Origin of the sequence: Chryseobacterium arachidis (assembly GCF_900129245.1) — a bacterium.
GTDB lineage: Bacteria > Bacteroidota > Bacteroidia > Flavobacteriales > Weeksellaceae > Chryseobacterium > Chryseobacterium arachidis.
This window is the reverse complement of record NZ_FQUT01000008.1, coordinates 38872-52750: the sequence shown is the minus strand read 5'-3', so window position 1 is coordinate 52750 and position 13879 is coordinate 38872. Positions and strand designations below refer to the sequence as shown.

Annotated in this window: 10 protein-coding genes; 7 read left to right on the top strand and 3 right to left on the bottom strand. The window is 37.4% G+C overall.

What is annotated here, in order from left to right; all coding sequences use genetic code 11:
• Positions 1 to 83: 83 nt before the first annotated feature.
• The 7 genes from BUA89_RS14335 to BUA89_RS14305 all read left to right on the top strand — a co-directional run bounded on the left by BUA89_RS14335 (position 84) and on the right by BUA89_RS14305 (position 11968).
• Positions 84 to 2993, top strand: a complete 2910-nt coding sequence (locus tag BUA89_RS14335; RefSeq protein ID WP_072959307.1) for a SusC/RagA family TonB-linked outer membrane protein — start codon at positions 84 to 86, stop codon at positions 2991 to 2993.
• An 11-nt stretch (positions 2994 to 3004) separates the two neighbouring features.
• Positions 3005 to 4546 carry a RagB/SusD family nutrient uptake outer membrane protein gene (locus BUA89_RS14330; RefSeq protein ID WP_072959303.1) on the top strand — a complete coding sequence of 514 codons (1542 nt, stop codon included), beginning with the start codon at positions 3005 to 3007 and terminating at the stop codon, positions 4544 to 4546.
• Positions 4547 to 4556: 10 nt separating this feature from the next.
• Positions 4557 to 5417, top strand: a complete 861-nt coding sequence (locus BUA89_RS14325) for a hypothetical protein (protein ID WP_072959300.1) — start codon at positions 4557 to 4559, stop codon at positions 5415 to 5417.
• A gap of 22 nt (positions 5418 to 5439) precedes the next feature.
• On the top strand, positions 5440 to 6882 hold the full coding sequence (locus BUA89_RS14320; protein WP_072959298.1) for a glycoside hydrolase family 30 protein: 1443 nt from the start codon (positions 5440 to 5442) through the stop codon (positions 6880 to 6882).
• Between the two features lie 161 nt (positions 6883 to 7043).
• Positions 7044 to 9266 (top strand): beta-glucosidase BglX, encoded by a 2223-nt coding sequence (gene bglX, locus BUA89_RS14315; RefSeq protein ID WP_072959294.1) that lies wholly within the window; start codon positions 7044 to 7046, stop codon positions 9264 to 9266.
• A gap of 392 nt (positions 9267 to 9658) precedes the next feature.
• Positions 9659 to 10468: a glycoside hydrolase family 16 protein gene (locus BUA89_RS14310; protein WP_072959291.1), complete on the top strand. Its 810-nt coding sequence runs from the start codon at positions 9659 to 9661 to the stop codon at positions 10466 to 10468.
• 57 nt (positions 10469 to 10525) lie between these two features.
• Positions 10526 to 11968, top strand: coding sequence for a glycoside hydrolase family 30 protein (locus BUA89_RS14305; RefSeq protein WP_072959288.1), 1443 nt, complete (start codon positions 10526 to 10528; stop codon positions 11966 to 11968).
• Between the two features lie 76 nt (positions 11969 to 12044).
• Here BUA89_RS14305 and BUA89_RS14300 read toward each other — a convergent pair whose 3' ends face one another.
• The 3 genes from BUA89_RS14300 to BUA89_RS14290 form a co-directional block, all read right to left on the bottom strand.
• Positions 12045 to 12500, bottom strand: a complete 456-nt coding sequence (locus BUA89_RS14300) for a hypothetical protein (protein WP_143152348.1) — start codon at positions 12498 to 12500, stop codon at positions 12045 to 12047.
• 17 nt (positions 12501 to 12517) lie between these two features.
• Positions 12518 to 12976, bottom strand: coding sequence for a hypothetical protein (locus BUA89_RS14295; protein WP_072959285.1), 459 nt, complete (start codon positions 12974 to 12976; stop codon positions 12518 to 12520).
• Between the two features lie 85 nt (positions 12977 to 13061).
• Positions 13062 to 13871 (bottom strand): enoyl-ACP reductase FabI, encoded by an 810-nt coding sequence (locus BUA89_RS14290; protein ID WP_062670284.1) that lies wholly within the window; start codon positions 13869 to 13871, stop codon positions 13062 to 13064.
• Between the last annotated feature and the right edge of the window lie 8 nt (positions 13872 to 13879).

Below are 13879 nucleotides of genomic sequence, written 5' to 3'. Positions count from 1 at the left end.
AATATTTATTAATAAAATGTTAATTATTTAAAAAAAAATATATTTTTATTGTCTCAATTTGAGAATTAAAAAACTAACTGTATATGAATGTAAGAATATCTAGAAGTTTGGGAATGGTTGCAGTGCTTTATTTTACTGCCAATTTCAGCGCCCAAAACACAAAGAAAGATACTGTTTCCAAAGAGACCAAAATCGAGGAAGTGGTAATGATCGGTTATGGTACACAAAAGAAGAGTAATGTGACCGGAGCTATTTCCAGTATTAAGGCTTCTGACATCGAAAATGCTCCCGTTGCCGGCAGACCCGAGCAAGTACTTCAGGGAAGAGCAGCCGGGGTGAGTGTTGTATCAAATTCCGGGCAGCCGGGGAGCGCACCTACGGTTCGTGTCCGTGGGATTACCAGTTTTGGAGCAGGAAGTAACGACCCGCTTTGGGTAGTAGACGGTATTGTAGTTGATAATATCGGCTGGCTGAACCAATCTGATATTGAAGGCATGGAAATCCTGAAAGATGGTGCTTCAGCAGCAATTTACGGGGTTTCTGCGGCGAAAGGGGTAATTCTAATTACTACAAAAAAAGGCGCGAAAGGAAGAATGAATCTTTCATACAATGGTTTCTTTGGAGTAGGAAATGCTGCCAGAAAGCTGGATCTGCTTAATGCAACACAGTACGCCACTATTATGAATGAGGCCAATGTAAACGATGGACGTGGTCCAATGTTCTCCAATGTTAATGCACTGGGTGCGGGTACAGATTGGCAAAAGCAGATTTTCAATACGGCACAGCGTCAGTCTCATGAGTTCAGCATTAACGGGGGTAACGATAAATCTACATTCTATACTTCATTCGGATATTACGATCAGGAAGGTATTGTTTTGAGAGATATTTCGAACTATAAAAGAATTAATGCAAGATTTAATTCAACACATAAAGTTTTTGACTTTTTAACAATTGGGCAAACCTTTGCCTACACTCACGTAAAAGCTCAGGGAATCAGCGATAATAATGAATTCGGGGGACCTTTGAGTTCCGCGATCAATCTTGATCCTACAACACCGCTTGTTGTTACTGATATTGCAAGCCAGCCCTTTCCAAGTGACTATACCAATAACGCAAATATTATAAGAGATCCTAACGGGAATCCTTACGGAATTTCTCACTGGGTAAGTAAAGAAATGTCGAATCCATTGGCATTTCAGGAAACACAGAGAGGAAAATACAGATGGTCTGATGATATTGTTGCCAATGTTTTTGCAGATTTGAAAATCAATAAACATATTAGTTTTAAATCTAGTGTAAACGGAAAGCTTGCTTATTGGGGAAATCAGGCATTTACACCAAAAGCTTATTTGAGTTCGGCTAACTCTAATTCCACCAATAGCTTATTTAGAGAAATCCAGAGAAAATTTGAGTGGAATACAGAAAATACATTGACCTATCAAAATAAATTCGGGTTGCACAGTTTAAATGTTTTATTGGGGCAGGGATATTACGAGTATAATATTTCTTACGGACAAAATACGACATACAAAAATCTTCCGACCAACGATTGGAGAGAAGCATCCTTCAACTACGATATTTCAGCAACCGATAAAACGTCAAACGCATGGGACGGAAAAGAAACGCATAAAGCTTCTTATTTTGCGAGAGTGGTATATGATTATGACAACAGATACCTTTTCACAGGAACAATCCGTAGAGATGGTTCTTCTAAATTCGCAAGAGCCAACCATTGGGGAACATTCCCTGCAATGTCTTTAGGATGGAATGTATCAAACGAAAGTTTCTGGCCGGAAAATAATGTGGTTAACAGCTTGAAATTAAGAGGAGGATATGGCGTTTTAGGTAACGATGCTATTGATGATTTCCAGTTTGCTAATTTCTTTGTAGCGGGTAGCAATTATACTTTTGGAGATAATATCGTTCATGTAGGATATGCGCCAAGTACATTGGAAAATCCGGATCTGAAGTGGGAAAGAACTTCTCAGTTCAACATTGCTGCAGACCTTAAACTTTTCAGAAACTTCGATTTAAGTGTTGATGTATACAGAAAGAAAAGTACCGATATCTTAAGAAGAGTAGATCTGCCAGGATATTTAGGTTTAATTAACAGCCCGTGGAGAAACATCGGAGATATGAATAATGACGGGATCGAAGTAAGCTTAGGTTATAAAAAGAACTGGGGAGACTTTGGACTTTCCGCGAATGGTAATTTCGGATACTTGAAAAATGAAGTAACAAGACTTGAAGCGAATAAACAATATGTGAATTTTGCTTCTTTCCAGACATTAGGAACAGTTTCCAGACAGCAGGTTGGAGAATCTTACGGATCTTTCTACGGATATCAGAACTTAGGTATTTTCCAGAATCAGGCAGAAATCGATGCGTACAGAAATGCTAACGGAGGACTAATTCAGCCTAATGCAAGACCTGGAGATTTCAAAAGACTGGATGCCAACGGAGACGGTAAGATTGATGAGGCAGATTACATCAATTTAGGAAGTTCTGTGCCAAAATATACCTTTGGATTTACTTTAAATATGAACTATAAAAACTTCGATTTAATGGTATTTGCACAAGGCCAGGCAGGAAATAAAATATTCCAGGGTCTAAGAAGACTTGATATTCCTGAAGCAAACTATCAGACAGCGATTTTAGATCGTTGGACAGGCGAAGGAACATCAAATACGGTCGCAAGAGTTACTAAAGACGACCCGAACCAGAACTATACCAGAATGTCTGATTATTATCTTCAAAAAGGTGATTATTTGCGCATTAAGTTGGTTCAGATTGGATATACCTTATCCAAAGATGTTGCAAAAACAATTGGAGCTTCAAAAATCAGGTTTTATGTAACGGGAGAAAACTTGTTTACATTTACCAAATATACAGGTTACGATCCTGAGATTGCAGGTGCAGATACTTTCGGGATAGACAGAGCTTTCTATCCGCAGGCAAGAACTTTCCTTTTCGGTGCTAATGTTCAATTTTAATTTAAAGAAAAATGAAAAACAAAAGATTTATATATAAAAGTGTAGCGGTTCTAATGCTTGCAGGCGTAGGATTTGGAGCTGTTTCGTGTAACAATGGAAATCTGGAAGATGTACAGAATACAGGAACTTTCGACGAAAGTACTTATTTCCAGAACGAGGAACAGTCATTTTCAGGTCTTGTGGCAACCTATGATATGTTAAGAAAATATTCGGGAGGTTTTGAAAATATGGTGACATTTTTCAACGCAGCTTCTGACGATTTTTATTCCGGAGGAGGAAACTCTTCAGACGGTGCAGGGATTCAGGGTTTTTCAAATTATTCCATTAACCCTATTATCATGCCTCCAAGCTACTGGAGAGATTACTATCAGGGAATTGCAAAAGCCAATATTTTGCTTGAAAAAATTCCTGCCGCTACGATGAATGATCAGACCAGAAACAGATTTATTGCGGAAGCGAAAGTCTTGAGATCATTATATTATTTTGAATTGTTAAGAATGTTCAAAAACGTTCCTTTAATTTTAAAGCCATTCAAATATAATGATGATTATTACAATGTTCCACAGGCAAAACCGGAAGATGTGTATGCTCAGATAGAAGGTGATATTCTTGCATCTATTGGAGATCTTCCGATGACAATAAATTCAGCCAACGAAAAAGGAAGACTGACACAAGGTTCGGCTCGAGCTATTTTGGGAAAAATTTATCTATATGATAAAAAGTACAGTTTAGCGGCTGCGCAATTTGAAATGGTGAATGGTACACCGGGAGGAACGAGTCAGTATGGTTATAAGCTGGTGGATGATTTCTCTACATTATGGGAGGTTAATAATAAATTCACTACAGAATCTGTTCTTGAAGTGATGCATACCAACGCAAGTAATGCAGATTGGGGATTCTGGGGAACCGGAAAAGACGAAGGAAACTCTGTAAACCAGATGGTAGGAATTGTTTCTTATGGTAAAGTGGATATTTCGCCTCTTATAAACGATGCTCCAAGTATTCACAAAGGCTGGGGATTCAACCCTATTACGGAAGATCTGTTTAATTTTATGCAGGGTGATCCTCGTCTGAATGCAACTGTTTTCAATGCGAAATCATGGGTGCAGCAAGGCAAAGTGACGTATTCTGCAGGATTTAAAGATACAGGGTATTTCTTAAATAAATATTTGCCGAGAACCACTGACGAAACTACTCAGCCGGGTGCTGTAGAATTAAATTTCCGTCAAAATTATATTGCGATAAGATTGGCAGATACTTATTTAATGGAAGCAGAAGCATTGGGAGGAACGGGTTCCAGAGCACAGGCATTATTAGATGCTGTAAGAGACCGAGTAGATCTGCCTTCAGTTCCTGTATCGATGCAGGCTATTAAGGATGAGAGAAGAAGAGAACTGGCAGGAGAAGGACACAGATGGTTCGATTTGGTGAGATGGGGAGATGCTCCGGCAAAATTAGGAGCAAGAGGTTTTGTGGCTGGCAAGCACGAAATTCTTCCGATTCCTTTCAACGAATTGACCAATACAATTTTAAAACAAAACCCTGGATACTAAAATTTAAAACATGATAACTAAATATATTAATAAAAGCCTTTTAATAGGTTCTGCTGCTTTTTTCCTGGCAAGTTGCTCTCCGGAAACGGTGGAAGAAGGGAACGGATTGACACAGCCTTCCGCTGATGCTGCTTTTACGATTACCAAAACAAGCGAGAACAGATACCACTTAAAAAGAGTACAGAATAATAATATTAATTTCATCAATTCTCAATGGAATATTGATGGTGATGGTTTTGTAAACGGAAAAAATGAAATAGATATTTTCCTTCCGGATGCAGGAACTTATGTTATTCAACATAGTGCAGTAGGTATTGGCGGACAGTCGGGAGGAATGACAAGCCAGACTGTTGTGGTTCCTACTTCGGATCCTTTGGCTGGAAATATTATTCAGGGAGGAAGATTTGATACACCTGAAGAAATCGCAAAATGGACAATCTTTCCTATCAGTTCTACAGGGGCACAGTGGGTGTTTGCCAACGGAAAAGCGACGATTGTTGCTTCTAACAGCAATCAACAGGCTTTTTATCAGGCTGTAAATGTTGTAGCCGGGCAAAAATATGCAATAGACTTGGTAGCCTCTTCCGCTACAGGGTTACAAGATACATGGTTTGAAGTTTACATGCTCAACAGTTTGCCGGCACCCGGAAATGATATCACCGGTACCGTATATAGAAATATAAATACTTGGGACGGTTGTGGTACAACAGCGTTTGGAGGAAAAGTTTCATCCATAGGTTGTAATGCAGGTAAAAACGGTGGTGTTTTTACGGCTACAACTACAGGAACAATGTATTTAGTAATTAAATGTGGTGGAAAAACAGTCAACAGCTTAAGTGTTGATAAAGTTGAAATTAGAAAAACAACCTAATTCCCTACACAACTAAAATGATATGATTTCACAATATTCATATAGTTTCGTACTTAGAAGTGCTGCACTTTGCGGTGTAGCGCTTCTTTCTTTTTTAAACTGCAGCAGTACGGCTTCAGATTTAGCCAATAATGGTGAAAATACGAAAGATCCGGTACAGGTTTGGTTAACGAAAGGAGATCAGTCAGTGAAACTACAACAACAAAGTGCAGCTTCATTTTCAGGAAAATTAAGCTCGGGAACGACTATTGAGGTGGATGCTTCACAGGTTTTCCAGACTATTGACGGTTTTGGATATACACTCACAGGCGGAAGCGTTCAGGTCATTAATCAATTAAATACAGCTAAAAAGCAAGAATTATTAAATGATCTTTTCAGCAGCAACGGAATTGGAGTAAGTTATTTAAGAATCAGCATTGGAGCTTCAGATCTGAACAGTGAAGTTTTTTCTTATGACGATATGCCGACAGGACAGACGGATCCTACGCTTGCACAATTTAGCCTAACTAAAGATCAGGCTCTAATTCAGATGTTAAAGGATATTTTAATTATTAATCCAAATATTAAAATTCTTGCAACACCTTGGTCTCCACCGGTTTGGATGAAAGACAACGGAAACAGCATGGGAGGAAGTCTAAGACCTGAGTTTTACGGAGTTTACGCTCAGTATTTCGTGAAATACATTCAGGCAATGCAGGCACAGGGAATTAAAATCGATGCCATCACACCACAGAACGAACCTCTACATCCGGGAAATAATCCAAGTATGTACATGTCTTCAGGCGACCAGACGACTTTTATTAAAAATCATTTAGGTCCTGCATTTCAGGCGGCTAACATAACCACAAAAATTATTGCTTACGATCACAACTGTGATAATCCGGCGTATCCTTTGGCGGTTTTAAATGACACATCAGCAAATCCGTATGTAGACGGATCGGCTTTCCATCTATATGCGGGAGATATTTCGGCTTTAAGTACGGTTCATAATTTATTTCCATCCAAAAATGTATATTTTACAGAACAATGGACAAGTTCTACGGGAAACTTCGGTGGAGATTTGGATTGGCACGTGAAAAACGTTATTATTGGATCAATGAGAAATTGGAGTAAGACGGCGTTGGAATGGAATGTAGCAAATGATGCATCGTTCGGACCACACACACCAGGTGGCTGTACACAGTGTAAAGGCGCAGTCACAGTGAACGGAGCAGCGGGTTATGATAAAAATGTTGCCTACTACATCATCGCTCACGCTTCGAAATTCGTCCCGGTAAATTCTCAGAGAATTGCTTCTACACAGGGCGATAACCTTTCAACAGTGGCTTTTAAAACTCCTTCCGGAAAAACTGTTTTGATTGTTCAGAACAGCAACACAACGGATAGAAACTTTAATATTAAATATAATCAAAAAACAGCTCCTGTAACGATTTCAGGAAGCTCTACCGCGACATATATATTTTAAATAAAAGATAATTGTATTGATTGAAAAGTCTTTGTGATCTTAGTTAAGTGAAACGCCATTGTGAACTTAAAAATAAACAGTATTAATTGTAAAAACCTTTGTGGACTTTGCGTTAAAATTTAATTAAACAAAAGATATACAGTCAAAAAATTAAAGTAAAAATGAAGAGAGTTTATTTCTTATTAGCAATTACAGCATTTGGGATGAATGCTTTCGGGCAAAAGACGATCGATCAGAAAGTTTCTGAACTATTGTCGAAAATGACGTTAGAAGAAAAAGTGGGGCAGTTGGTTCAATACAGTGGTTTTGAATATGCAACAGGCCCTCAGAATTCCAATTCTGCAACGGTTTTAAATGAAATAAAACAAGGCAAAGTCGGTTCGATGCTTAATGTAGCGGGAGCTGAAGAGACCAGAAAATTTCAGGAATTAGCTTTAAAGTCAAGATTGAGGATTCCATTATTGTTCGGTCAGGATGTCATTCATGGGTACAGAACAACATTTCCTGTAAATTTAGGTCAGGCAGCAAGCTGGGATTTAAAATTAATTGAAAAATCCGAAAGAATTGCCGCAACAGAAGCTTCGGCTTACGGAATTCACTGGACTTTTGCGCCAATGGTTGATATCGCCAGAGATCCGAGATGGGGAAGAGTAATGGAAGGTTCCGGTGAAGATACCTATTTGGGAACTCAGATTGGTCTTGCCAGAATTAGAGGTTTTCAGGGAAAAGGTCTTGGAAATCTGGATGCAATTATGGCTTGTGCCAAACATTTTGCAGCGTATGGAGCGGCAGTTGGCGGAAGAGATTATAATTCCGTTGACATGAGTTTGAGACAATTAAACGAAACGTATCTTCCTCCTTTCAAAGCGGCTGCAGAAGTGGGAGTTGCCACTTTTATGAATTCTTTTAATGATATCAACGGAATTCCCGCAACGGCAAATGAATACATTTTAAGAGATTTGTTAAAAGACAAATGGAATTTCAAAGGTTTTGTGGTTTCGGATTGGGGAAGCATTGGCGAAATGGTTCCTCACGGCTATGCAAAAGACAATAAAGAAGCGGCGGAAAAAGCAATTCTTGCCGGAAGCGATATGGATATGGAAAGCCGTGCTTACATGGCAGAGCTTCCAAAATTGGTTCAGGAAGGCAAGGTTGATCCGAAATTTATTGATGATGCAGCCAGAAGAATTTTGGTTAAAAAATTTGAGATGGGATTATTTGACGATCCTTACAGATTCAGCGACGAAAAAAGACAGAAAGAGCAGCTAAACAATCAGGAAAACAGAAAATTCGGAAGAGAATTTGGTTCAAAAAGTATTGTTTTGCTTAAAAATCAGAAGAATATTTTACCTCTTTCCAGATCGACGAAAACGGTTGCTTTAATTGGTCCTTTCGGAAAAGAGACTTCTGCCAATCACGGATTTTGGTCGGTTGCATTTAAAGATGATAATCAAAGGATCATTACTCAATTTGACGGAATTAAAAATCAATTAGATAAAAATTCAACATTATTGTACGCAAAAGGTGCTAATGTTGATGATCAGGACAGATCGATGTTTGCAGAAGCGGTGGAAACAGCGAAGAAAGCTGACGTTGTGATCATGACATTAGGTGAAGGTTCTGCAATGAGTGGTGAAGCAAAAAGTAGAAGTAATTTACATTTTACAGGCGTTCAGGAAGATCTTTTGAAAGAAATTGCGAAAACCGGAAAACCGATTGTTTTAATGATTAATGCAGGAAGACCTTTGGTTTTTGACTGGGCAGCAGACAATATTCCAACGATTATGTATACTTGGTGGTTGGGAACGGAAGCTGGAAATTCTATCGCAGACGTTCTTTTCGGAACTGTAAACCCGGGCGGAAAACTTCCGATGACTTTCCCGAGAACAGAAGGGCAGATTCCAGTTTATTATAATCATTACAACACGGGAAGACCTGCGAAAAACAATACCGACAGAAACTACGTTTCGGCTTACATTGATTTGGATAACGATCCGAAGTTTCCGTTTGGTTATGGCTTAAGCTATACTCAGTTTACATATTCTGATATGAAGTTAAGTTCAATGAATCTTAAAGGAAATCAAACTTTAAGCATCAGTGTTAATGTGACTAACAGTGGAAGTTACGATGGGGAAGAAGTAGTGCAGTTGTATATAAGAGATCTGTTCGGGAAGGTAGTGAGACCGATAAAAGAATTGAAAGGTTTCCAGAAAGTTTTCATTAAAAAGGGGGAAACTAAAACCATCAATTTCACTTTAACACCGGAAAATCTGAAATTTTATGACGATCAGCTGAATTACGACTGGGAAGCCGGCGAATTCGACATCATGGTCGGAACCGATTCTCAGAATGTTCAGACAAAAAGAATTAATTGGTCAAAATAATAAATATTAGTTTACTTACTAAGAGCGGGATAAAACCCGCTTTTGGCCGTAGAAGACATTACATTTTCTAAAAGAATGATAAAATATAACGTTTGTCATTCTGAAAGAAGCGAAGCGTATTGAAGAATCTCTAAAAAATAATGTTGAGATTTCTCGTTCCTCGGAATGACAAACTTTGGAAATAATCTTAATCTAAAATTTTTAACGCAAAGATTCAGATTAAGAAACGTTGATTTTAAGGAGGCAAAGAAATAATCAACAAAGTTGATTTGATGAAGCAAACGCTTATCATAATGCTTCATAAGCGACTTGTCGCAACCCTTTGCTCACTTAAATATTTTGTTTAATTAAATAAATCTTTGCGTTAAAATATAAAACTAAAGCTGTACACTTTGAAAATAAAACGTCAACATATATTTCATTTAATCATCGGAGGAACTTTCGTTTTTTCTTCATTGAATTGTGCTTCAAACAAGCCCGATTCAAGCAGGAAATTGATATGGAGCGATGAATTTAATTATAAAGGATTACCGGATTCATCCAAATGGAACTATGATGTTGGTGGTCATGGATTTGGAAATGAAGAGGCGCAGTTTTACACCAAAAACCGCCTGGAAAATGCAAGAGCTGAAAATGGAAATCTTGTGATCGAAGCCAGAAAAGAGAACTGGGAAAAAAGCAAATACACTTCCGCAAGATTGTTAACGAAAGGAAAATTTTCTTTTCAGTACGGTACAGTTGAGGTTCGGGCAAAGCTTCCAATGGGCCGCGGAACCTGGCCTGCAATCTGGATGATGAGTGAAAATATGAAAAAATGGCCGGATGACGGCGAATTGGATATTATGGAACATGTGGGTTACCATCAGGGATTTATTCATGCTTCAGCACATACAAAAAATTATAACCATAAGATCAATACCCAGAAAACAGATACGTTGTTCGTAAAAGACGCCAGTGAAAAATTTCATGTTTACAAAGCAGACTGGACACCTGAAAAAATCGATATCTATGTAGATGATAAAAAGTTTTTTACCTACGAAAATAGAGAAAAAACCTATGGCGCATGGCCTTTTGATCAGCCTTATTTCATTATTTTGAATTTGGCGGTTGGCGGATTCTGGGGTGGAAAAGAAGGAATTGACGACAGCATTTTTCCTCAGAAATATTATATTGATTATGTGAGAGTTTATCAAAATAAATAAATTTCAAGGAAAATTTTTGCGGAATGATTTTAAATATAAAAATATAGAAAAGATATAATGAAGAGATTAATTGTAAGTTGCTTTGTAATTGGATTTGTATTTCAGGCAAATGCACAAAATTATTGGAAAAAGAATGCGGGAAAGACAACAGCAAAAGTTTTTTTGACCAATTCTAAAACCAACGAAAAAATGGTTGATAAAGGAATGGTGAAGTTCGAGAAATTTGGTCAGCCGAAAGAAACGGATGCCTGTATTTTTGTAGATCCGGATTTTAAATATCAGAAATTAATAGGAATTGGAGGCGCGATAACCGATGCGTCTGCGGAAACTTTTTATAAGCTTCCGAAAGATAAGCAGAAAGAAATAATTGAAGCATACTACGGGAAAAACGGTTTGGGATATACGGTTGTCCGTACGAATATGAACTCTTGTGATTTTTCAAGCGATTCTTACACGTATGTTCAGGAAAATGACAATTCGTTGAAATCCTTCAATGTTGCACATGATGAAAAGTATAAAATCCCGATGATCAAAGAAGCGCAAAAATCAATTGGAAAAGATTTTACATTCTATTTTTCACCCTGGAGTCCGCCCGCATGGATGAAATCAAATAAAAGTATGTTGAAGGGCGGAAGACTGGAAAATGCTTTTTATCAGACGTGGGCAGATTATTATATTAAATTCATCAAAGAATACGAAAGAAGGGGAATTAATGTTTGGGGACTGACTGTTCAGAATGAACCGATGGCGACACAAACATGGGAATCCTGTATTTATTCTGCGGAAGAAGAAGGCGAATTTTTGAAAAATAATTTGGGTCCGACTTTATGGAAAAACGGATTTAAAGATAAAAAAGTGATGATCTGGGATCACAACCGCGATTTAATTTATCAGAGGGCCACCACAACTCTAAGTGATCCTGAAACTTCGAAATATGCTCACGGAATTGGCTATCACTGGTATGAAACATGGAATAATAAAACTCAGCTTTTTGATAATTTAACTGAAACGCAGAGAGCTTTTCCAGATAAATTTCTGGCATTTACGGAAGGTTGTAAGGAACAATTTGATATGTCTAAAATTTATGATGTTAAGTTAGGTGAACTTTACGGAAGAAATATGCTCAACGATTTCAATAAAGGAACAGCTTTATGGACAGACTGGAATGTTCTTTTGGATGAGACGGGCGGTCCGAATCATGTAGGGAATTTCTGTTTTGCACCAATTATTGCAGACACCAAAACGGGAGAAGTTCATTATACGTATGAATACTATTATGTAGGGCACGTTTCGAAGTTCATTAAACCCAATGCCAGAAGAGTGGGAAGCTCATCAAACAGGGTTGCTTTAACTTCTACAACTTTTATGAATGAAAACGGACAATTGGTAACGGTAATCATGAACGATACTGATAATGATATCGATACGAATCTCTGGATCGAAGGAATGTCGGCAAAGCTGAATGCACCTGCACATTCTATACAGACTGTAATTTTATAGACTTCATATTAACATTTTTATTATTTAAGTTCGGCGGAGCCAAAGGCTCCGCCGAACCCATTATATTAGCCTTATATTATTTCTTTGAAGAGCATTGGTCAAATAAAGCCTTCCATTTTGAATCATATTGTAATGTAACCGGATTTTCTAAATTAGCAGAAGTATTCATTAATATGCCGTCTTTCGTATTGTATTTTATCCAGCCGATCGTTCCGCTACCTTCTGTGTCATAAAACAACCTGCATGAAATACTGTCAGCCTCTTGATTGTCAATTAACAAATTAACTTTATTTCTCTCTATTTTCCATTCTGAAAAAGGGAAGTCACTGCTTCTTACCAGTTCGGTTAAATAATCGTAACAGTTTTCCTGAGCTATTTCTTGAATAACAGCGGTTGAAACTTTATGTAATGAATCTTTCTGAGGAATTACAATATCATTTTTAGAAACTGCTTCATAGCTTCTTTTATTTGTGTTTTCTTGTTTACAGGAATATAAACTTACCATAACAAATAATATAAACAGATTTTTCATACCAAAATTAATATTAATTATTTCTGACTCTTTCTCCAATCTTCTAAGGAAAGTATATCACCCGACACGACCTCATCTACAAATATTGTTTTGCAATTGTTTTTATCAATGTAAAAGGTTGTGTATGTTTCCCAGCGCATTTCACCATTAAATCCTGTTTTTACCATATAGAAAGGTTTACTTCCCATGTCTAAGCTGTCCAGCATGAAAGACAGTGCTTTTTTACCTGCAGAAATTGAATCTACAAAAGCAGACTCTTTCTGTACTTCAGGTAATTTAATAATAGTTTGTAAAGCATTATCAATAGTACATCGATAAGGATCTGACTTTTTGGGATCAGTATATTTTTTAGTAATCTGTTTTTCTGTGGGATAAGATTTTAAAGTGTCAGGCTTTCTTTTATTAATTGTCGTATGATCCTTTTGACAGCTAAAGAATACTGATACGGTGAACAGAGTTATTAAGTTTTTTAACATTATGAAATAATTTTTCTAAAGAAACAATAAAAAAACCAAAGCAAAAATTCACTTTGGTTGATATATTTAATATTATTTTTAAAAATTATTCAGCATCATACTTGCTGATAACTCTCTGAGTAACCCCAGAGCTGCTGAACCCACCGTCATGGAAAAGATTCTGCATTGTTACTTTCTTTGTAAGATCAGAGAATAATGTTACACAGTAATCTGCACATTCAAGAGCGGTAGCGTTTCCTAGTGGAGACATATCTTCTGCATATCCAAGGAAACCTCCGAAACCTTTCACACCGCTGCCAGCAGTAGTCATTGTAGGAGACTGAGAAACCGTGTTTACACGTACCTTTCTCTCACCCCAATAGTTTCCGAAAGTTCTTGCAATACTTTCCAAATACGCTTTGTTGTCAGACATGTCATTGTAATCCGGGAATGTTCTTTGTGCAGCAATATAAGTAAGCGCTAAGATACTTCCCCATTCATTCATACAGTCTTTTTCCCAAGCCACTCTCATTACTTTATGGAAAGAAACTGCTGAGATATCCCAACCTTTCTCCAACCAGTCGTAGTTCATTTCTGTATAATGTTTTCCTTTTCTAACGTTGATAGACATACCGATAGAGTGAAGGATAAAATCGATTTTACCAAATTTGGCAACTGCAGCATCAAAAAGCTTTTCAAGATCCTCGATAGAGGTAGCGTCTGCACCAATAACTTCAGAACCTGTTTTTTCTGCTAAACCGTTAAGTTCTCCCATTCTCAAAGCAATAGGAGCATTAGACAAAATAAATTCAGCACCTTCTTCATGACATCTTTCTGCAACTTTCCATGCGATTGATTGTTCATTAAGGGCTCCAAAAATAATTCCCTTTTTGCCTTTAAGTAAACCGTATGACATAATTTTTT

Coding starts and splice junctions, on each gene's coding strand:
- BUA89_RS14335 (WP_072959307.1), top strand. CDS start 84: ATGAATGTAAGAATATCTAGAAGTTTGGGAATGGTTGCAGTGCTTTAT.
- BUA89_RS14330 (WP_072959303.1), top strand. CDS start 3,005: ATGAAAAACAAAAGATTTATATATAAAAGTGTAGCGGTTCTAATGCTT.
- BUA89_RS14325 (WP_072959300.1), top strand. CDS start 4,557: ATGATAACTAAATATATTAATAAAAGCCTTTTAATAGGTTCTGCTGCT.
- BUA89_RS14320 (WP_072959298.1), top strand. CDS start 5,440: ATGATTTCACAATATTCATATAGTTTCGTACTTAGAAGTGCTGCACTT.
- bglX (WP_072959294.1), top strand. CDS start 7,044: ATGAAGAGAGTTTATTTCTTATTAGCAATTACAGCATTTGGGATGAAT.
- BUA89_RS14305 (WP_072959288.1), top strand. CDS start 10,526: ATGAAGAGATTAATTGTAAGTTGCTTTGTAATTGGATTTGTATTTCAG.
- BUA89_RS14300 (WP_143152348.1), bottom strand. CDS start 12,500: ATGAAAAATCTGTTTATATTATTTGTTATGGTAAGTTTATATTCCTGT.
- BUA89_RS14295 (WP_072959285.1), bottom strand. CDS start 12,976: ATGTTAAAAAACTTAATAACTCTGTTCACCGTATCAGTATTCTTTAGC.
- BUA89_RS14290 (WP_062670284.1), bottom strand. CDS start 13,871: ATGTCATACGGTTTACTTAAAGGCAAAAAGGGAATTATTTTTGGAGCC.